The sequence below is a fragment of the Agrobacterium sp. 22094 genome, assembly GCF_052046015.1.
Lineage (GTDB): Bacteria > Pseudomonadota > Alphaproteobacteria > Rhizobiales > Rhizobiaceae > Agrobacterium > Agrobacterium cavarae.
Map to the genome: position 1 here is coordinate 248,914 of NZ_JBQEPX010000004.1, position 19,322 is coordinate 268,235.

Annotated in this window: 15 protein-coding genes; 2 read left to right on the top strand and 13 right to left on the bottom strand. The window is 58.7% G+C overall.

The features are described from left to right. Positions 1 to 169: 169 nt before the first annotated feature. Entirely contained in the window at positions 170 to 2,173 is a 2,004-nt protein-coding gene (locus tag ACTJK5_RS18175) for an AI-2E family transporter (protein ID WP_440612945.1), read from the top strand. A gap of 329 nt (positions 2,174 to 2,502) precedes the next feature. After that, the gene (locus tag ACTJK5_RS18180) at positions 2,503 to 3,663 is read left to right on the top strand and encodes a GGDEF domain-containing protein (protein ID WP_440612946.1); all 1,161 of its coding nucleotides are present in this window, start codon (positions 2,503 to 2,505) and stop codon (positions 3,661 to 3,663) included. A 303-nt stretch (positions 3,664 to 3,966) separates the two neighbouring features. Here ACTJK5_RS18180 and ACTJK5_RS18185 read toward each other — a convergent pair whose 3' ends face one another. The 13 genes from ACTJK5_RS18185 to ACTJK5_RS18245 all read right to left on the bottom strand — a co-directional run bounded on the left by ACTJK5_RS18185 (position 3,967) and on the right by ACTJK5_RS18245 (position 19,226). Next, positions 3,967 to 5,718, bottom strand: coding sequence for a BatD family protein (locus ACTJK5_RS18185; protein ID WP_440612947.1), 1,752 nt, complete (start codon positions 5,716 to 5,718; stop codon positions 3,967 to 3,969). A gap of 14 nt (positions 5,719 to 5,732) precedes the next feature. After that, positions 5,733 to 8,156 carry a VWA domain-containing protein gene (locus ACTJK5_RS18190; protein WP_440612948.1) on the bottom strand — a complete coding sequence of 808 codons (2,424 nt, stop codon included), beginning with the start codon at positions 8,154 to 8,156 and terminating at the stop codon, positions 5,733 to 5,735. A 1-nt stretch (position 8,157) separates the two neighbouring features. Then, positions 8,158 to 9,189: a vWA domain-containing protein gene (locus ACTJK5_RS18195; RefSeq protein ID WP_062426828.1), complete on the bottom strand. Its 1,032-nt coding sequence runs from the start codon at positions 9,187 to 9,189 to the stop codon at positions 8,158 to 8,160. Continuing rightward, positions 9,186 to 9,650 carry a DUF4381 domain-containing protein gene (locus ACTJK5_RS18200; protein WP_153312444.1) on the bottom strand — a complete coding sequence of 155 codons (465 nt, stop codon included), beginning with the start codon at positions 9,648 to 9,650 and terminating at the stop codon, positions 9,186 to 9,188. The genes ACTJK5_RS18195 and ACTJK5_RS18200 overlap by 4 nt, the downstream gene beginning before the upstream one ends. Further along, positions 9,647 to 10,567, bottom strand: a complete 921-nt coding sequence (locus ACTJK5_RS18205) for a DUF58 domain-containing protein (RefSeq protein WP_440612949.1) — start codon at positions 10,565 to 10,567, stop codon at positions 9,647 to 9,649. Before ACTJK5_RS18205 ends, ACTJK5_RS18200 begins: the two co-directional genes overlap by 4 nt. A 17-nt stretch (positions 10,568 to 10,584) precedes the next feature. Then, positions 10,585 to 11,574, bottom strand: coding sequence for an AAA family ATPase (locus tag ACTJK5_RS18210; protein WP_425532490.1), 990 nt, complete (start codon positions 11,572 to 11,574; stop codon positions 10,585 to 10,587). Positions 11,575 to 11,861: 287 nt separating this feature from the next. Next, positions 11,862 to 13,178: a sensor histidine kinase gene (locus ACTJK5_RS18215; protein ID WP_440612950.1), complete on the bottom strand. Its 1,317-nt coding sequence runs from the start codon at positions 13,176 to 13,178 to the stop codon at positions 11,862 to 11,864. A 61-nt stretch (positions 13,179 to 13,239) separates the two neighbouring features. Continuing rightward, a complete protein-coding gene (locus tag ACTJK5_RS18220) occupies positions 13,240 to 13,917 on the bottom strand; it encodes a response regulator transcription factor (RefSeq protein WP_062597858.1) in 678 nt (225 codons plus the stop codon). A 342-nt stretch (positions 13,918 to 14,259) separates the two neighbouring features. Continuing rightward, entirely contained in the window at positions 14,260 to 15,321 is a 1,062-nt protein-coding gene (locus tag ACTJK5_RS18225; RefSeq protein ID WP_440612951.1) for a DUF2218 domain-containing protein, read from the bottom strand. Further along, on the bottom strand, positions 15,318 to 16,148 hold the full coding sequence (locus ACTJK5_RS18230; protein ID WP_062426834.1) for an ABC transporter ATP-binding protein: 831 nt from the start codon (positions 16,146 to 16,148) through the stop codon (positions 15,318 to 15,320). The genes ACTJK5_RS18225 and ACTJK5_RS18230 overlap by 4 nt, the downstream gene beginning before the upstream one ends. After that, positions 16,145 to 17,194: a FecCD family ABC transporter permease gene (locus tag ACTJK5_RS18235; protein ID WP_440612952.1), complete on the bottom strand. Its 1,050-nt coding sequence runs from the start codon at positions 17,192 to 17,194 to the stop codon at positions 16,145 to 16,147. The genes ACTJK5_RS18230 and ACTJK5_RS18235 overlap by 4 nt, the downstream gene beginning before the upstream one ends. Next, the gene (locus ACTJK5_RS18240) at positions 17,191 to 18,234 is read right to left on the bottom strand and encodes a FecCD family ABC transporter permease (RefSeq protein ID WP_440612953.1); all 1,044 of its coding nucleotides are present in this window, start codon (positions 18,232 to 18,234) and stop codon (positions 17,191 to 17,193) included. The genes ACTJK5_RS18235 and ACTJK5_RS18240 overlap by 4 nt, the downstream gene beginning before the upstream one ends. Beyond that, positions 18,231 to 19,226 (bottom strand): iron-siderophore ABC transporter substrate-binding protein, encoded by a 996-nt coding sequence (locus tag ACTJK5_RS18245; protein ID WP_440612954.1) that lies wholly within the window; start codon positions 19,224 to 19,226, stop codon positions 18,231 to 18,233. The genes ACTJK5_RS18240 and ACTJK5_RS18245 overlap by 4 nt, the downstream gene beginning before the upstream one ends. Between the last annotated feature and the right edge of the window lie 96 nt (positions 19,227 to 19,322).

The following is a 19,322-nucleotide window of genomic DNA, read 5'->3' on the forward strand; positions in this document are numbered from 1 at the left end:
AGTCGAAAAATCAAACTTGCCAGGCTGACTGCCCTTCCGCCCGAAGGTTTCACCAAAGTGAACTCTGGTCTCGCGAATGCCAGCAACCTCCGCTCTAGAAACGGTATGAAAACGTGGTTTTACTCTGGCTGTAATTTATTTCTCCATCGCCCGATCAGTTTCGTCGCTGATGCATTTACCTGCTGGCCGGAAGTCACGGCAATACTTTCAGCGCGTGGGGGAATTTGTGAGCGGTATCGAGAGAAACGCAATCGCAGGAGGGGCAATCTCGAGTGGATCGGGTGCTCTCAAGGTGCCAACCCTTTCTGGTCGGACAATCGTTGTGCTGATCGGCGTCGCGGTCATTCTGTATGTCGGGCAGGATGTGTTCATTCCCCTCGCGCTTGCCCTGCTGCTGACTTTCACGCTTGCTCCGATCGTTAGCTTTCTGCGCAAGCGTCGCGTCCCGAAGATCGCCGCCGTCCTCATGGCGGTGGCAAGCGCCTTCCTGGTGATTGCGGCTTTCGGCTTCATCGTCGCGGGACAGGTGGCCAATCTGGCAGACAACGTTCCGACCTATCAGCGCAATATCGTCGCGAAGGTACAGGCACTGAGCCAGGCTGGGTCCGGCAGCGGCGTGCTCGAACATATCAGCAAAGTCGTTGAACGCATCGGCTTGGAAATGCAGGACAATGCCGAGGAGAGCAAAGAGGGTGCCGCGGTACAAACGTCCAAACGCGAACCGATGCCAGTTGAAATCATTACGCGCTCCAATCCGGTGCAAACGCTCGGCAACTTTATCCTGCCGCTGATCAGCCCGTTCGCGACAGCTGGTCTCGTCATCGTCCTCGTCATCTTCATGCTGCTGGAGCGTGAGGAGTTGCGCGATAGGTTCATCCGTCTTGTCGGGCTGGGCGATCTGCACCGGACAACGGCAGCGCTGCAGGACGCGGGCAAGCGGGTTGGCAAATACCTCCTGATGCAGCTTGTCGTAAACGCGCTTTATGCCCTTCCCATCGCGATCGGACTGTGGGTGCTTGGCATTCCCAACGCTATCCTCTGGGGACTGCTAACGCTCGTTCTGCGGTTCGTTCCCTATATCGGCCCGGTGATTGGCATGATCCTCCCGCTTTTCCTGGCGCTGGCGATCGCGCCCGGATGGTCTCTCGTCGCATGGGTGGCAGCACTCTTCATCATAACGGAACTCGTCAGCAACAACGTCGTCGAGCCTTGGCTTTATGGTAGCCATACCGGTCTGTCCCCACTCGCGATCATTGTTTCAGCGATCTTTTGGTCATGGCTCTGGGGACCAGTCGGGTTGATGCTATCCACTCCTCTTACCGTCTGCCTCGTCGTGCTCGGGCGCCATGTCCCACAGTTCAGCTTCCTCGACGTTCTTCTGGGGAACGAGCCCGTCCTGCAGCCACAGGAGAAGCTCTATCAGAGACTTCTTGCGGGAGACCCAAACGAGGCGACCGATAACGCCGAAGATTTCCTCGAAGACGAGTACCTCCTCGATTACTACGAGCAAGTCGGATTTCCGGCTCTGAAACTCGGTGAGTTGGATCGCCAGCGGGGTGTGATGACGGAAGCGCAGATTGCCCTATTTGCGTCCACGACCCAGACACTGATCGGCAATCTGGCTGAGATCGCCATCGAGGAAGAGGCCGAACGCGATGTGTCAGTGCCAGACGAGGCTGCACAGGTCGAGGCAACTGAGAATCCCGCAACGACGGAAACCAAGAGGAAATCGGTCCTCTGCATTGGCGGCAGGGGCGCGATGGACGACGCTGCCGCTTCGATGATTGCGCAAGCTCTTGCTATCCAGGGGGCGACGGTTTCCCAAGCCGAGCATTCCATGGTCAGCGGTACGACCATAAACCTGCTTCCCCTCTCAGGGATCGACACCGTCGTCATCGCATTTCTGAACGCAGGGTCGAGGGCTCATGCCCGCCAAGCTGTACGCCGTCTCAAGCGTCAGAAGCCATCTTTGCGGGTAGGGATCGTCATGCCAGCGACCGATGGTGACAGAGAAAGTCCGCTAGCGGCAGAGGACATCGACGCCGACTTCGTTGCGACAGGCATCACTCACGCTGTCCGGGGCGCTCTTTCGGACGGAGATGCTGTTGCGATACGCGTCACGAAACGCGTGGGGCGGGCGCGCGAAAGGAAAGTCAATCCGCTCGTCGCGTGAGCAACGATGCACTCGGCTCGTTTTGATCCGCCTTGAACCGGTCTTCGTGGGCGGACCGCCGACCCTTATCATATTTTGGTGTTGCTGGTGACCCTTAGCACAGCGTTCGCGGTTCGTCGGAAGCGCGTCGCGATCTTTCATATCAGCTGTTTTCGATTCAGGCCTTATTTTTTCGCATGTCGTTATCGCAAAGCCAGTGACCACTTTTGCGCGACCTGCTTCAAGCCTCACTGCCGCGCTGAATGCGTCGAATTCCCACGCTCCAAGGCTTTCGCAAAAGATTAAGCAATCTTGAGTAGGAGTGCTGCAAGATAAAATTGTGGTGTTGAATGGCTACCGAACTAGATCTTCCGACTGTTCTTTTCCTCCAGAAGACGTCTTACATCGCGGGTGCCGTGACCCTAGGATACTTGCGACTAAGCTTCTCTGGGGAACGAGGCGTTGGACTGCTCGCTGTAAGCTTTTTAATTCTGGCAGCAGGCTCTACGCTTGCGGGATATGCTGAGCTTCATCCGGCTCTCTATGGCGTTCTCAGCCTCATAAATATAGCCTGTGCCGTTCTCGGGTATTGCCTGCTGAGTGCAGCCTTTGTTCTCGTCAGCAAGCCGAAAAGGAAATTCCATCCCTGGCTTGTCTTCGTGCCTATGCTTGGGATCCTGTTTGCAGGTCTCGTCACGCAATTTCATTTGAATAATACCTACCGGGCCGTAACCTTTACGTCCTTGGGATTTCTGGCATTTGCTGCGACGGCAGTGGTCGTCATGCGCGACGCTCGTCGTGAACCGCTGCCTATCCGAAAATTGGTTGCAGGGACGCTTGCGGCTACCAGTCTTCTCTCGTTAACGATGGCCATCGAGTTCTGCTTCAACACATTCCCGATACTGGGAGTTGTCGACGGATTTTCTCTGATGATCATTTCCAAATTCGTCTTAGCAGTTTCGATCGTGATTTTCATTAGCGAGCGTCAGCAGACCGAGATCAGACAGTTGGCCAATCGCGATCCACTGACCGGTCTCTACAACCGTCGTGCGTTTGGCGAGATCGTGCCGAGCAGTCTTCAGGAAGGGGACGCCATCCTCTTTCTCGACATAGATCACTTTAAGCAATTGAACGATCATTTTGGGCATGCTGCGGGTGATCAGGTTCTCGTCATGATGGCCCAGGCGATCCAGTCGACCACGCCGTCTTCAGCTTTGCTGGCACGCCAAGGCGGCGAAGAGTTTGTTATTTTCCTTCCAGCAGAGGTTGGTGACGCCAAGCTCCACGCAGAGCGAATTCGAAAGACGGTTGCGGACTTGCATTTTCCAGCGATTGCCTCGGAAATTAAAGTGACCATCAGCGTCGGGATCGCGAGGGCATCTCGTCAACGGGCGGGGCTGTCAGAAGTTTGTCGTCAAGCCGACCGGGCTCTGTACCTGGCTAAAACCGGGGGACGGAATCGTGTGTGTGACGCTGATCACAATTCCCTCCAGCAAGCAAGCTTCGGTTAAAGCCTTTCCTTGATCATCCGTCCACCGATACATCTCGACTGGAGCGGCCCCGGCTCAGCTTCCTCTCGAAGTTGGTCGGTGGCGGGGTCATCATCCCGGAGCGCGACGTTTTTGGCCTGTTCTCGAAACTCTTGGAGCGACGTGCATCCTTCTGGACGCACGGCGCTCCAACTCTTTCAACCTACGCATCGTGCTTATCCGAAGATCGAGTTCGGTTTTCGCGCCGATGCTATAGGATGCAATGCTCCGCTATCGCATACCATCTGGGGCTCGCCGTTCCCGGCGGGCACCGGTCGTCATGCCTCAGGCCGGATAGAGCGACGGTAGCTTCGACGAGGTCTTGCCCTGCGTATTGCCGATCTTGCGGTCTTCCCTTGCAAGGACGTTAAGCCAATCGTGAGTTTTCGCCACTGCGGCTTCTGCCACAGGGGCGAAGGCGGCTTTTTCCAAAGCGGCAATTGCCTCTCTGGCTGCATCCGTCATGGCAGGGTCACCACCGGCCAGCCGGCGCCAGGCGAGAACACAGCCGTAGGATCCGCGCAGATCGCCGGATTTCCCCTTGCTGATTGCCAAAGCCAGTTGCTTGCGACGGTCGGAAGACGTGTCCGGACGCTCTTCCTGCTTGGACGTATTGGCCGCGACGGGCTTTCGGAGGCTTTCATTGGCGTGCTGCTTTCGTCTGAAATAAAGGGCAACGCCGCCGAGTGCCGCCAGAATTGCGGCGGCCGCCAGTCCTGCAATCATATAGGCGGGCAAGACCTCAGTGCTTTCCGGATGTCCTTGCGGCTTGACCGGAGAGGCAGGTGCGGCTTTTTGCGCCACCGCGGTTTGGTTGGCAGGTGGTATCGTTCCCTCGGCCTTGATGACCTCGCTTGGCAGAGTGGCCGTCTTTGCTTCTCCCGAGACACTGTCGGTCCAGTTCACCTTGATCTCCGGTAGCGTTATCTCACCACCACGGGTTGGCACGACGGATACGAGAAAATCCTTTCTAGCCACGGTGCCGTCAGCCGTTTGATCCTCGCCCGTCTGCGTGTCATCAAGATAAATGCGCGCGCCATCCGTGTTTTCGAAGGACAGGTCGGGAAGCTGAACTGTGCTCGCACCAAGCGCCAGCAAGCTGACGCGCCGGGTTACCGCTTCTCCTTCCCTGAAGACCGGGTGTTCGGGAGACCATTTGGCGGTCAGCTTGACGTTCTTGGCGGGCAGGAACCACTGGTGCTGCCCGGAGGCGGCGTTGGGATCTGCGCGTACCGTCAGTTTGATCGGTTCGGAGCGGACGGCAAACGGTTTTCCGCTGTCGAACATGTCGTTGAACATGGACGAGGGGAAGCCCTGGAAGTCTGCGAAGGGATCGCGGCCCCGCGCTGAAGGGTCCGCGACCGAGCCGCGCAGGACGAAGGGGGGAATTTCGATTGCACCCTTTTCCTGGGGCTTGAGCATATAGGTGCGCTCGATGACGTACACCGTCTGCCCATTCCGGGTGGCCTGGCTCACCCTGTCTTCTCCGCGTTGAACGAGTTCGAATGCGCTTGATTGCGGTGCAACGAGTTCGGCGCTCTTTATCGGCGCGCTGGTCTCGATCCGCACGGTCAGCGGTGTTTCCTGAAACAGGAAGGGGCTGCCGTCCTTGAGGCTTGCGGAAAGGTCGATTGCCGAGGTGCCGGTGGCTTTGGGCATGGAGCCCGCATCCACCACCTTGATAGCGACCGGTGAGCTGCTCAGGCTTCCCGCGGTTATTGCGGGAATTTCCAGTGTGCCCATCGACTTCGGTGACAGGGACACGATCCAGCTTTCGCTTTGGGACCGCTTTCCGTTGATGATTTGCGTCGACGAGGACTGCGATGTGCCCAGGACTTCAAAATCCTTCTGCAGAGGCGTAAGGTCCGGGCTTGCATCCGCCTGGCCGTTGGTCGTCAGCGTCAGCTGAAACGTGTCGCGTTGCGCCACCGTGCCGCTGTCCACGCGGGCGGATAGCCCTGCGGCGAAGGCAGGAACGGCAAGCGCAATCGAAAGAGCAGCAGCGCTGACTGTGGTCTTGAGGCTATTGAAATTCATAGTTCTGCTTCCTCTTAGTTGGAGCCAGACCGAAGCTGGGCGTAGTGTTGACGAATACGGGCACGCAGCAGGCCGGACGGATCGTCAGGAACTTCGCGCAACTGTTGCTCGACTGCCTGATCGACGACCGTAGCCCCGGGTACGGAGGCCTTTACCCGCTCGCCGCCCTTGTCGGTGCCATTGCCTTCCAGGACACTGGACAGCATTTTCGAAAGAGGGTTTTCACTTTCCTTGCCGGCTTGTCCGCTTTGGTTGTCGGAAGCGCTTGCCTGCTGACGGGCCTTGGCAGCCTCCTGTGCCGCCTGGTCCGCCTGGGCGAGCCCCTCAGGACCGGTCTTGTCTTGCTGCTGGCCTGCCTGCTCGCTACCACTGTCCTTACCCTTCGGCTCGGTCGCAGAGGCGTCCTGCATCTGTTGCTGGCCAGCACCGGCATTTTGATCCTTGGCCTTTTCTGCTTCAGCCTTCGGAGACTGGCCGGCTTTCGCCTGATCGGAGGGTTTTGACGCTTTGGCCGATGCCTGGTCTTTGGGTTGTTCACCTTTCGACGCGCTTTGCTGGTTGGCGCCTTCCTGCGAGCTGTTTTCCTGACCCGGCTGAGCGGCAGACTGCTGTTGATCGCCCGATTGGCCGGATTGTCCGTCTTTCTGTTTCTGCGACTTTTCAGAGGCCTGCTGCTGGTCCTGCTTTCCGGACTGACCCTGAGATTGCTGCTGATCCTGTTTTTGACCGTTGCTAGCGGATTGCTGTTGCTGGTCCTTATTGCCGGAGCCACCTGCCTGCTGCTGTTGGTCCTTTTTATTTTTCTGGCCGGATTGTCCGCCGTTTTGTTGCTGGGAATTCTCCGAAGCCGGTTTTTGCTCCTGTTGGCCACCGGCACTCTGTTGCTGCTGCTGGCCTTGCGAACCGGACTGCTGATCTTTTTGATCCTGCTGGCCGGACTGACCCTGCGATTGCCGTTGGTCCTGCTTTTGACCACTGCCACCAGACTGTTGCTGTTGGTCCTTTTTGTCGCCTTGGCCAGATTGCTGCTGCTGCTTGTTTTTCTCCTGTTCCTGCTTTTTCTGATCGTCGATCAGCTTCTGGACGAGATCACGATTGTGCTTCGTGTCCGCATCATGAGGGTTGGCAGCCAGCGCCTGGTCATATGCGCCAAGCGCCTCCTTCAGCTGGCCGGATTTTGCAAGCGCATTGCCGCGATTGTAAGCACTCTCGGAAAAGTCCTGAGCCGCTGCCGCGTAGTCACCCGCGCGGTAGGCTGCAGTGCCACGCCAGGAGGGTGTCTCGAACTTGCCAGATGCCGTGTTGAAATCTCCTGATGCGAAAGCCTTCTTGCCTTGCTGGTCGGAGGTCGACCATAGGTCCTGCCAGGTCCCTGCATGGGCCTGCCGTGTCGAAAGGCCCGGCACGAAATTCAGGCATACGATCAATCCGATGGCGAAGACCAGGCCGCGCCGGAAGGCAAAGGGCAGAAGCAGGACCGGCAAGATCAGGAGCCAGTACCCCATGTCGACCCAGCTGTCGGCTTTGAAGTCCTGAGCTTTGCCCGCGGCTTCAGCCTTTTCGGTCTTCGGCAGGATGCGGTCCAAATCGGTGCTGTTTGCGGTCACGCTAGAGTAGACACCACCACCGGCTTTGGCGACTGCGCCAAGAGTTTCCGCATCAAGCGACGTCGTTACTTTTTCGCCGGAGCGATCGGTAATGGCCTGACCGCCTGCCGTCTGTAACGTGGCTCCCTTTTCTGTGCCGACGCCGAGAACCGAGACGGTATAACCGGCTTTGCGTGCATCGGCTGCTGCCTTTTCAGTTGCTGCCGCATCACCGGCATTATCGGCGAGCAGCACGATTTTACCCCGCGTTGCATTCGCTCCCTTCAAGACGGAGACTGCCTCCGAGATGGCAAGATCCGGCCTGTCGCCCAGTACGGGCATCAGTTTGGTGGAAAGGTCGGGGATCATCTGAGAAATCACTTTGTTGTCGCTTGTCAGAGGTGCGGCGACGAAGGGGATGTCCGAATAGATGACCAGTGCGCGCTCATCGCCTTCTGTACGGGCGAGGACGTCGCGCAACTTGTGGACCGCACTGCGCAAGCGGCTCGGCGACAAATCGTCTGAATTCATCGATTGCGCCAGGCTGAGAACCGCAACCACGGGCTCTCCACCGGTAAAGGAGGGAACCTCAGCCTTCTGCCAGGTCGGCCCTGCAAGCGCCGTGACCAGGACGACCAGCATGGCCGCTGCCACCGATGGCAGGAAGCGCGATGCGCGGGCTGTTGCGCCGCTCATCGCCAAGTACCGGAGCAGGTGCGCATCGACATATTTGCCCCAGTTGCCGCCGGTGGCATTCTTGCGGGACCGCATGACGAGCCACAGAAGAAGGCCCGCCGGGATCAGTGCCCAGAACCATTCCGGGCGCATGAAGTGGAACAGTTTGGTTTCCATGTCAGGCTTCCTTGTCTACGGGACCCTTGTACAAAGGGCGGTTTGTGATGAAGGCCGGAACCGTAGCGATCAGCACGGAAAGGGCGGCGATGAGGAGAGCGAGACCGGCCGGCCAGAAATAGAGGGCGATTTCGGGGCGAACATGCACCGGGTCGGCGCCGATCGGCTCAAGCTTGTCGATGGACCGGTAGACCTGAGCCAAGCCGTTGACGTCCGTCGCCCGGAAATATTGGCCGCCGGTCAGGTCCGCGATCTTGCGCAGGGCGCCTTCGTCAAGGTCAGAAGATGTGACCATCTGGCGACCCATCGCGGTGTCGACGGCCATCGGAGCTCCGCCCACGCCGATCGTGTAGATGCGGATACCCAGTTTCTTGGCGAGTTCGGCCGCCCGGATTGGGTCCATTTCGCCTCTGTTGTTCGCGCCGTCCGTCAGGAGAACGAGAACACGTCCTTCGGCAGGTCTGTCCTTCAGACGGTTCAAGGACACCGCGATGGCGTCGCCAATTGCCGTCTGCTGACCGGTCAGCCCGACCTGGGCCTCATCGAGAAGCTTGCGGACGGCCTCCCGATCAAATGTCAGAGGCGCTTGCAGATAGGCGCGATCCGAAAAGAGGACCAGGCCAACGCGGTCACCCTTGCGGCTTTTAATGAAAGCATCAGCCGCATCCTTGACCACGTTGAGGCGGGTGGTGGGCCTGCCACCGACGGCGAAATCCTGCTCGGCCATGGAACCGGAAAGGTCGATAGCCATCATGATGTCGCGTCCTTCGGCAGGTAGCGGCACTTCCGGTCCGACATAGGCCGGACGGGCGAGTGCCGTCACCATCAGCAACCAGACAAGCGAAGCAGCAGCGAGCTTCCACCACGATGTCGAGGTGCGGTCTGCCCGACCTCCCAGGTCCCGCGACAGGCTGGCAAAGAACGGCACTTTCAATGCACCGCCCAATCCCTTGTCAGCGGGTTTGAGGAAATAGCGCAGCACAAAGGGCAGCGGCAGCAGTAGAAAGGCAAATGCCCAGAGAAAGGTAATCATCCGTTCCTCCTGATCCAGGTGGCGGTCTCGGCGCGCAGCGCCTCCGGTTCGAAATTCTCATTGGCCGGCGGACCGTAGGGACCGGTGGCCAGAAGCGTCGCACTGTTGCTGCTCATTCCGTATTTGCCTTCCATCAAAAACGCGCTCCACGCCTCGCCGGTCAAAACATCGGCCCCGGCCGAGCGGCGGCGGGCAACCCGTCGCAGCAGGGAAGAGATCTGCGTAAGAAATTCGTTCGGCTTGTCAGGCTTGATCGCCTCAAGCTCGCGAAGTGCCAGAAAACGAGCGCTCTTGCGGCGCATCAGGCTCCAGACGAGGGCGACCACGCTAAGGATGCAGACAAGGGCGATGAGGGCCCACCAACCCGGCGCAAGCGGCCACCAGCCGATTGGCTGAGGCAGATGAATGTCGCGAAGCTGAGCAAGCTCAGCCTGCATTTGTGGAGTGAGTTGCGTGCTCATGCTGCCATACTCCGGTTGAGATGCGGATGGAGGATCCAGGAGGGATCATCCGGTGTCTGCAGGAAATGGCACACCATGCCGTGGTGCCGGCTGACGGTTTCCAGCCGCTCTTTGCGCACCTCGAATTCATGCGCGTAGCGTTCGAGTTTACGTCCGCCAAGCGCCGAGACGGCCAAGGCATGTTCGCCATCGGTAAGGCGTCCACCGCGCGGTGGTAGAGCGGCATCGAAGGGATCGCTGACGTGGATGTTGGTCACATGAGCATTCACCGCCAGATGCCGGAGCTCGGTCTCCGCTTCGTCACCAAAATCGGAGAAGTCGCTGATAACGAAAGCCAGAGTTCCTGGCCGATTGCGGTGACGCAGACGGCGCAGGGCGTTCGCCAGGGTCGCCTCCGTGCCCAAAGGCCGCTCGAGTCGGGTTTCTTCCGACAGCGCTTCCAGAAGTCCAAGCACCGAGCGCCGCGTTCTGGCCGCGGGAAAGTCCCGCAGACCGTCGCGCGTCATCACAAGGCCGCCGACACGATCGCCGCCGTCATGTCCGGTCCAGGCCATCATGGCAGCCACTTCGGCTGCCAGATTGGATTTGAATCGGTTTCTGGTGCCGAACTGCATCATCGCGCGCATGTCGGTCAGAATGACGATTGGCCTCTCCCGCTCCTCCTGGAAGAGCTTTGTGTGGGTTTGGCCCGTGCGAGCAGTGACCCGCCAGTCGATGGATTTTACGTCGTCGCCCGGCTGGTACAGACGGCTTTCGGCAAATTCCATACCGCGGCCGCGATAAACGGAGCGGTTGGCACCCCATTGATGGGTCGCGACGCGACCGGATGGTGCAAAGCCGGTCAAGCCGCGCTGTGGCCGCACCCGAACAAGTTCGGGCAGGGTCGCGACAATGCCTTTGAGGTCTTGGTCTGTCATGACGGTCTCCCGACTGTTCAAGCAACAGGAACCCTGTCGATCAGGGCATCGATGAAGGCGTCGGCGGTTTTGCCTTCCGCTTCGGCCTCAAAGCTCAAGATGATGCGGTGACGCAGTACGTCATGCAGGACGGCCTGCACGTCGGACGGAGTGGCGAAATCCTGACCATTCATCCAGGCGTGCACGCGCGCGCAACGGTCGAGAGCGATGGTCGAGCGGGGCGAAGCGCCATAGGAAATCTGATGCGCAAGGTCGGCGCCGTACATCTGGGGACGACGGGTCGCCTGGATCAGCTGAATGATGTAGTCGGTCAGCGCATCCGAGACATGGGTTTTCAGAGCCGCCTGCCGGGCCTCGAAGATTTCCCGTTGAGACACCCGGAAGGTAGACTTCACAGTTTCGGCCATGGCCTCGCCGCGTACGATCCGCAGGACCTCTCGCTCGGCTTCCGGAGAGGGAAAGTCGATCTTGACATGCAGCATGAAACGGTCGAGCTGAGCTTCCGGTAGCGGATAAGTGCCTTCCTGTTCAATCGGGTTCTGGGTTGCCATCACCATAAAGAGTTGCGGTAGACGGTAGGTCTTACCGGCAACGGTGACCTGGCGTTCGGCCATGGCTTCCAGGAGCGCCGACTGCACCTTGGCGGGTGCGCGGTTGATCTCGTCGGCAAGGATCAGGTTGTGAAACAGAGGACCGGGATGGAATTCGAAGGTTCCCTTTTCCGGGCGATATATCTCGGTTCCCGTCAGGTCGCTGGGAAGCAGGTCCGGGGTAAACTGGACACGGCACGGCTCGCCTTCGATAAGCTCCGCCAAGGTGTTGACGGCCTTTGTCTTGGCAAGGCCCGGTGCGCCTTCCAGCAGAATATGTCCATCACCGAACAGGCCGAGAAGCAAACTGTCGATGAACGTCTCCTGGCCGACAATACGTTTGTTCATTTGGTCGCGGAGCGCATCGACAAGGGCGTTGTTCGAGCGGGCTGCGGTTCGAAGTGTATTCATGGTCATCAGAGTGCCTCGCATTCGGGCCCGGCCTTTTGCCGAGGCGCCGCGGTTTCAGAGTCAAGACTTCGATGGAAGCAAGAAACCGGCGAGGGGCAGCTACAAAGCCTCCGTTCGCCACTTGGGCGACGTAAGCTTGCAGTGCAATCTCCGCGGGATATGCTGAAGAGGGAGCAGTTCTTCCAGCATGGACGGCCCGAGTCGGCTCTTGCTTTCACGGTTCATTTCCCGAAGTCGATGAACAGCTAAGACACTAAGCGACGCAGTTTGAGGCAGCTTGCCGCGTTCTATAATTATTGTTGAAGTTGGCGCTTGGGGAACGAGACGGTGACGCGCAAGCCAGGATGATCAACGGAGCCGGGATCGGTCGCGGAAAGCGTGATGACGGCTTGATGGTGGTCGGCGACCGCCTTGACGAGTGCAAGGCCGAGACCGCTGCCCGGCTTGCTGCGGGCGCTGTCGAGCCGTTTGAACAGATCGAAGACCTCGTTGCGCTGACCGGCGGGGATGCCGCCGCCAGTGTCCTCAACGATGAGGTCGATCGTCTCAGGCCTGTCCTGAAGACGAACCCGGATCGAAATGCCGGAGCCTCCATGCACGATGGCATTTCCAACAATGTTGGCGAGCATCTGCTGCACCATGCTCTTGTCGCACAAAAGCAGGTATTCTTCGGTTTCCCCGACCTTAAATTCGAGCGTTTGCCCGTTCTCCTGTGCGAGCGGTGCGAAGAATTCGAGCGTATTTTCGACCAGACCGCGAAGGTCGTTCAACTGCATGTCCTTGCGCGGCGAACCGGCGCGGATGCGGGTGATGCGGAGAATTGTGTCGATGATCTCGTTAAGCGACCCGGTCTCGTTGAGTGCGCGCTCGACTTGCGGGTGCGGATCGCGGCCGGCCTCGATTGCGTCGAGCGCATCGTTCAGCAAAAGCCCGACGCGGGCGAGCGGGGTTTTCAGATCGTGGGCGATCGCAGTCGTTGTCGCGCGCATGCTCGCCATCAGTCGGGATAGCACATCAAGGTTCGCGTTGATCTGAATGGAGATGCGGTCGATCTGATCCTTTCTCTCCACGATCGGTACGCGCGCATCCGATTCGCCGCTTGCAACGCGCCCGAGAACGCCTTCGATCGACCTCAGTTTCGAAAAACTCTTACTGCTTGCCAACAGACCCAGAACCAATGTTCCGAAGGTCAACAGCAAGGTCATGACCACGAGGCCGGCAATCATGTAAACGCGCATCTCGTCCACGGCCTTGAGATTTCGGCCGACCACAAGCGTTGCATCGTTAAACTTCTGGACCGATACCACAAAATGGCCTTCGCTCCCTCGGGTCGAGAGGGATTGCAGCGTGGTGTCGCGGACACCGATGAAGTCCGGCATGGTGAGATCGGCACCTGCCAGGTTGACCCCGTTTTTATCATAGACTGCGGAGATGCGGTCCTGGCTGCTGACAAGGTTGCTCAGCGTACCGATTGCCTTCACCAAGCCGTCGCGTCCCTCCGCGGAGTAGACGTCGCTCAGAAGGACAACCTCCTCCAGGGTCTGCTGCTCGGTGGCATCGCGCAGGGTCTTGGTCACCGATCCGATGAAGAGCGTCCCGCCAAGGCTCATGAGAACAAGAACGCCTATCGCGACCTTGGCTGAGGTCCGAAAGGAACTACCGGACATAAGATCAGTGAGGCGCACGTATCCGGTATCCCATGTTGCGGACGGTTTGGATCAACGCTGTATCGAAGGGCTTGTCGATCTTCTGGCGCAGCTTACTGATATGGGTCTCCACGACCGTCGTTCCCGGATCGAAGGAAAAATCCCAGATTTTTTCCAGGATCATCGTCTTGCTCACGACCCGGCCCTCCGCTTCCATCAGGAGTTCGAGCAGTGCGAATTCCTTGTTCTGCAGATCGATGACTTGCCCCTGGCGAACCGCAACGCGTTTGAGAAGGTCAAGCTTGAGATCGTGGCAAATGAGCTCCGTCTTCTGGCTGTTCTCTTTCGGACGCCGAGACAAGGCATGAATGCGGGCGAGAAGCTCAGAAAAGTGAAACGGTTTGACGATATAGTCGTCACCACCTGCCATCAGCCCCTCTACCTTGTCTTCGAGGTCGGAGACCGCAGTCAAAAAAATGACCGGCAGCGAACTTTTTGACGCTCTGAGCGCCTTGACCACAGAAAGCCCGTCGAGGCCAGGCATCATCCTGTCGACGATTGCAAGATCGCAGCTGTTGTAGAGGCAATAGGTCAGCGCTTCGCGACCGTCGCTCACCCAATCGACCGAGAACCCCTGTTCGATGAGACCTTTGCGGATATATCCCGCCATCGTCTCATCGTCTTCTGCAACCAAAATCTTCATCGCCCGGACTTTCGGTTTGAACACCCCGCATTGTTGCTGACGAGCAATTGCGTTTTGCCATGGGTGCCGGAGCGATAGGTTTTCAAGCGTCGGGCCACTCCAAAAACAATCACTCTCGTCCGGTAAGGGTCGATACCATCCTCAGGAAGAAGCCAGGGCATAACGCGTCCAATTTCCGATGCTTTTCCGGGCATTTGTAACATCGCCACTGGAGTACGGCTATCGTATCCCGGCGGATTTCTTACGTTTTAGCAGACCTGGATGTTAGGCCCGTGGCGTTGCCCCAAACGGGCTTTACGCATGAGGGTGACGGGCGCAGCATCTTTTCGTTCGATATCGCCGTCAATCCTCGTTGCGCCAGTACCACGCAACGTATTGCTGCTTCCGGTCACGGTCCTTCTCAGCAAGATAGCGCTTGATAGTTCGAACATCCGATTTCTCGCCGGCAAACCAAACGAATGTCTCCCGCGAGGTTTGATCTATTTCCGCTTTCAATCGCTCGACAAGGCTTCCGCTGCCTTTTTGCGGATAGTTAGACCGATGCAGCCATTCGACTGAAACTGGTTCACCGTGGCCGATCGCTTGCTCTTCCCCGGCATCCTCGACTTCGATGATCGCCTTTATCGTGGTACCAACCGGTGCTTCCTCCACCATCCTTGCGATTGCTGGCAGGGCGGTTTCATCGCCAGCAAAGAGGATAGACTTCGATGCCGGCAAACTGCCACCTCCCGGACCCATCAGCGCCACCCGTTGCCCAGCTTCTACGTCTCGCGCAAAGTCGGCGCCGGGGGTAGCAACGCCAGGCTTCGGATGCTGGAGAAAGTCGATGCTGACGTGGTTGGCCTCTTGATCCACCGAGCGTATCGTATAGACGCGCACAAGAAGTTCGTCTTCGCCTTCTGGCCAGCCAATGCGGCCGTTTTCCTGCAGCTTTGGCCAAACCGGTACCCGGCCGACGGGCGGAACGAGCACACGCACATGCATGTCGCCACCGACAAACGGGGTTACATCGTCTACCGCCAGAATGACCCGCCGCATGCGCGGCGTAACAATCTGGGAACCGACAACCGTTGCCTCGTGAAAGCCGGGTGGGCGAACCTTTGGCGCTGGTATTGACCATTCGAGAGTGAACGGTTCATCGCCGGCGAAATAGAACAGGTGCTCGGCAAACATCGTGCGTGTTGCCGCGAGCATCTGGTCGTTCTCTGTTCGAATTTCGATCATCAACCGCTCATCGGCGGTGGTTACATCGATCGCCCAATCCTCAGATCTAAGGGAGGCGCCTTGCTGCGATGAAACGACGTCGGAGTGCTCAACGAAGTGCTCGCAAATCTCGGCAAGCATTGCGTTGACGTCAGCGGGGTAGGCGACACCGGAAAGGGTGGAGAGGAGTAGTGTGTTCATGATCTTGCCTGCATAAATGGAACGTGACGGGCCTGCATATGATGGCGACCGATCGGGAGCATCATCGGTCGGCCTGATGTTGGATCGAGAAGGATCTGGCTCTCCAGTCCGAAGACGTTTCGAACCAGATCCTGCGTCAGCACAGTTTGGGGCGGGCCTGCCACGAAAGGCCGCCCTTCCAGCATGGCGACAAGGTGGTCCGCGTAACGCGCAGCGAGGTTGAGATCGTGAAGGACCATCACGATGGTCGTGCCACGCGTCCGGTTCAGGTCGGTCAAGAGGTCGAGGACATCGATCTGATGGCTCACATCCAGAAATGTGGTCGGCTCATCCAGCAGCAGCACTTCGGTCTGCTGCGCGAGTGCCATCGCAATCCAGACTCGCTGCCTTTGGCCGCCAGACAATTCATCGACGGGTCGGTCTGCCAGTTCCAGGGTTTGCGTTGCCACCAGCGCATCGGCGACGGCGCGGTCGTCATCTTTGGTCCAGGACGCGAAAAGACCATGATGGGGATGCCGTCCCCGGCTGACCAGATCCATGACCGTAATGCCTTCGGGTGTAATGGGTGATTGCGGCAAAAGCCCTAGCCGCTGTGCAAGCTCTTTCGTTGGCAGCCGGTGGATGGCACGCCCGTCGAGAAGTACCTCGCCCTGTTGCGGCGCGATGAGGCGCGAAAGGGCCTTGAGCAGCGTGGACTTCCCGCAGGCGTTTGCCCCAACAACGGCAGTTATCTGGCGGGAAGGAATAGCCAGGTCCAGACCCTTCAATATCTGCTTCTCACCATAGCCGGCGGACAAGTTTGCGGCCTCGAGGCGGGGATCAGTCATGAGGCAGCTCCTTGGCGGTTGCTTCGAATGATCAGGATGATGAGGTAGGGCGCCCCGAGTGCGCCAGTCACGACACCAACAGGATATCGGCTGGGCAAAAGAAATTGCCCGACAAAGTCACCTGCCAGAACCAGCGCTGCGCCAATCAGTCCGGCGGGAAGGAGGATCGAATGGCGGCGTCCAAATAGGCCAGCGGCAATCGGACCTGCCAGAAAGGCAACAAAGGCGATCGGTCCGGTTATGGCAGTGGCTGTTGCAATCAGTCCCACGGCGGAAACGATCACCAGAAGGCGGGTTGATGAGACGTTGACGCCAAGTGCGGTGGCTGTGTCTTCACCGGTTCGCATCACCTCAAGATCACGTGCCTTAACCAGAAGAACGCTGCCAAAAATGAGAAGGGCGAGGAGCAGGGGACCTGCCATGTCGAGCTTTGCGCCATTCAGGCTTCCGGTAAGCCATCGCATGGCCTCCTGAAGACTGAAGGCAGGCGCGCGTGAGAGGATATAGACGATCATGCTCTCAAGCATGGCGGAAACACCGATGCCAACAAGAATGAGCCGAGCCCCTGAGACGCCGTTGCGATAGGAGAGGCCATGGACAAGCAGTGCCACGACAAGCCCTGCCACCACAGCAAAGACGGAGGCGGCAGGACCGCCTATGCCGAGAATGACGATGGAGAAGACAGCCGCCGCACTGGCACCCGACGTGATGCCGATGATGTCGGGGCTTGCGAGCGGATTACGCAAGAGGGTTTGAAATGCCGCTCCGCCCAACCCGAAACTCATACCTGCGACCAGACCAAGCTCTGCGCGCGGCAGCCGCAGCTGGCCGACAGTGAAGCCTGCGCCCGGCACGGTTTCGCCCGCAAGGATGCGGATGACATCCGAAAAAGGGACATATGTTTGGCCGAAGGTGAGGGAGCAGCAAAATCCGGCGAGGATGGCCAGCGCCATGACGGCCAGCAGCACGTGGCGACGTCGAAGGTGGCGGTTCCGGCTCTCTCTGATCGTTCCCCCAGCAGCCGGGTGGGTGGACGCATAAATCATAGTTGCTTCACCTTCTGTCGACGGACGATGAAGATGAAGAACGGCGCACCAACCAAAGCGGTCACGACGCCCCCTTCCAGTTCGGACGGGCGTGCGGCCAGGCGACCGACAATATCGCTCACTGTCAGAAGGATCGCGCCGCCAAGTGCGGAGAATGGAAGGAGCCAGCGGTAATCCACACCGACCAGAAGGCGGCAGACATGTGGAACCACCAGACCGACAAAACCTATGGGCCCGCACACGGCGGTTGCCGCGCCGCATAGTATCACTGCGCCGACTGTCGCGGTAATCCGCGCAACGGCTACGTTTTCTCCGAGCCCGGCAGCGAGTTCGTCGCCAAGTGCGAGCACGTTCAGCTTTCTGGCGGAGAGCAGGCAAAGCACGAAGCCAATGATCAGAAAGCCATAAACCGGTTCCATGCGCTCGAAAGTCGCCCCGCCAACACCGCCGATTTGCCAGGAACGGATTCCACCTGCGATATCTGCCCGCGGCAGAACGATGGCGATGACGAGCGAAGAAAAGGCGATGGCTGTTGCCGTGCCCGCCAAGGCCAGTTTCAAAGGCGTGGCGCCTCCGCGCCCCATTGAGCCGATCGAATAAACGAAGACGGAGGTTGCTGCCGCCCCGAAAATTGCCAACCATATGAAACTGTGAGCGGAGCTTATACCGAACCAGGCCACCCCAACGACAACAGCAAGAGAAGCGCCCGTATTGATTCCCAGAATGCCGGGATCGGCCAAGGGGTTGCGGGTGATGCCCTGCATCACGGCTCCGGCCAATCCGAGAGACGCCCCGGCAATCAGCGCCAGCACCGTTCGCGGTATTCGCGTCGCCACGGCTGCCCGATCCAGGGTGGACGTGTCCCCCGCAATCGCAGCCAACACCTCGAACGGCGCTACATCACGCGTCCCTACCATAAGAGAAAGGATGGCCACAATGGTCGCGACCACGAGAACCGCGACGAGACATAGGAGGTTGGTGCGACTTGGCAGGGTAGGCGTCGGCTGCTGAATCAAATGCAGCATACGGCGGGCATTCATTCCGTTTTTCTCGCCGCTTCCGCCAGCTTGGCCACATAGGCAGGTAGGACCCAGGTGATGGAAAGAGGCGTTGGGTTGGCTGCCGTGCCGACCGGATCGCGACCCAAAGTCACGATGGCATCGTGTTTGACAGCCGGCATGCGGGCGAGAAGGGGATTGGCCTTCATTGCCTCGACAAGTTGTTGATTGCCGTAGGTGACGACGATATCGACGTCGTCAAACATGTCGATCTGCTCTGCACTGATTGAGCCAGCAAAGCTGCCATTGGACGATGCCTGAGCCACGCTTTTGGGCATGGAGAGACCCAGATCCTTGAAGAAGCGAACCCGTGTATCCTGTGATGTGTAGAAGTTGACAATGCTGAGATCGGTTGCGTCGAGATGTGTCACGAACATCGCAGACTTGCCCATCAACTCCGGATATTTTGCAACCTCTGCTGCGATCTTCTTCTCGATGTCCGAGATCAATGCTTCGCCTTCCGTGGCCATTCCCAGACCGGCGCTATCGAGACGGATGGTCTCGCGCCAATCGGTAGACCACGGCGCCTGGGGATAGGCAACCACCGGCGCGATCTGGCTCAGTGTCGCGTAGTCGTTTCTGTTCAAGCCGGAATAGGCGGCGAGAATGACATCTGGTTGCGTTTCGGCCACCGCCTCGAAATCGATGCCGTCACCTTCATCGAACAAGCGCGGCGGATTGTCATTAAGCTCTTTAAGGCGCTCCGAGACCCATGGCAGCAGACCGTCACCGTCATCGTCACCGAAATTGGCCGCCGCCATGCCGACGGGGACAATCCCCAGCGCAAGCGGAACTTCGTGATTGGCCCAGGCAACCGTTGCGATGCGGATTGGTTTTTTCGCGATCGTCGTCGTGCCAAGCGCATGTTTGATGTCGAGCGGAAAGCCAGCCGCGTCATCTGCCGCGGTCTGTAGTGCGCTCATGCTGAGGAGCAGGGCTGCAAGCGGCGCGAGTTGATGAAGTTTGATCCGCATGGTCCTGTTCCTTTCTCATTAAGTTGACCGTCAGTCTCAGCTTAAAGTCGGAAGGTCAAGCAATTTGGGCCTCCAGTTGCGTCACCAGGCTTGATT

What these genes read in the sequence shown, in the direction of transcription:
- ACTJK5_RS18175 (WP_440612945.1), top strand. Translation starts at nt 170, where the DNA reads ATGCATTTACCTGCTGGCCGGAAGTCACGGCAATACTTTCAGCGCGTG.
- ACTJK5_RS18180 (WP_440612946.1), top strand. Translation starts at nt 2,503, where the DNA reads ATGGCTACCGAACTAGATCTTCCGACTGTTCTTTTCCTCCAGAAGACG.
- ACTJK5_RS18185 (WP_440612947.1), bottom strand. Translation starts at nt 5,718, where the DNA reads ATGAATTTCAATAGCCTCAAGACCACAGTCAGCGCTGCTGCTCTTTCG.
- ACTJK5_RS18190 (WP_440612948.1), bottom strand. Translation starts at nt 8,156, where the DNA reads ATGGAAACCAAACTGTTCCACTTCATGCGCCCGGAATGGTTCTGGGCA.
- ACTJK5_RS18195 (WP_062426828.1), bottom strand. Translation starts at nt 9,189, where the DNA reads ATGATTACCTTTCTCTGGGCATTTGCCTTTCTACTGCTGCCGCTGCCC.
- ACTJK5_RS18200 (WP_153312444.1), bottom strand. Translation starts at nt 9,650, where the DNA reads ATGAGCACGCAACTCACTCCACAAATGCAGGCTGAGCTTGCTCAGCTT.
- ACTJK5_RS18205 (WP_440612949.1), bottom strand. Translation starts at nt 10,567, where the DNA reads ATGACAGACCAAGACCTCAAAGGCATTGTCGCGACCCTGCCCGAACTT.
- ACTJK5_RS18210 (WP_425532490.1), bottom strand. Translation starts at nt 11,574, where the DNA reads ATGACCATGAATACACTTCGAACCGCAGCCCGCTCGAACAACGCCCTT.
- ACTJK5_RS18215 (WP_440612950.1), bottom strand. Translation starts at nt 13,178, where the DNA reads ATGAGCCTTGGCGGGACGCTCTTCATCGGATCGGTGACCAAGACCCTG.
- ACTJK5_RS18220 (WP_062597858.1), bottom strand. Translation starts at nt 13,917, where the DNA reads ATGAAGATTTTGGTTGCAGAAGACGATGAGACGATGGCGGGATATATC.
- ACTJK5_RS18225 (WP_440612951.1), bottom strand. Translation starts at nt 15,321, where the DNA reads ATGAACACACTACTCCTCTCCACCCTTTCCGGTGTCGCCTACCCCGCT.
- ACTJK5_RS18230 (WP_062426834.1), bottom strand. Translation starts at nt 16,148, where the DNA reads ATGACTGATCCCCGCCTCGAGGCCGCAAACTTGTCCGCCGGCTATGGT.
- ACTJK5_RS18235 (WP_440612952.1), bottom strand. Translation starts at nt 17,194, where the DNA reads ATGATTTATGCGTCCACCCACCCGGCTGCTGGGGGAACGATCAGAGAG.
- ACTJK5_RS18240 (WP_440612953.1), bottom strand. Translation starts at nt 18,234, where the DNA reads ATGAATGCCCGCCGTATGCTGCATTTGATTCAGCAGCCGACGCCTACC.
- ACTJK5_RS18245 (WP_440612954.1), bottom strand. Translation starts at nt 19,226, where the DNA reads ATGCGGATCAAACTTCATCAACTCGCGCCGCTTGCAGCCCTGCTCCTC.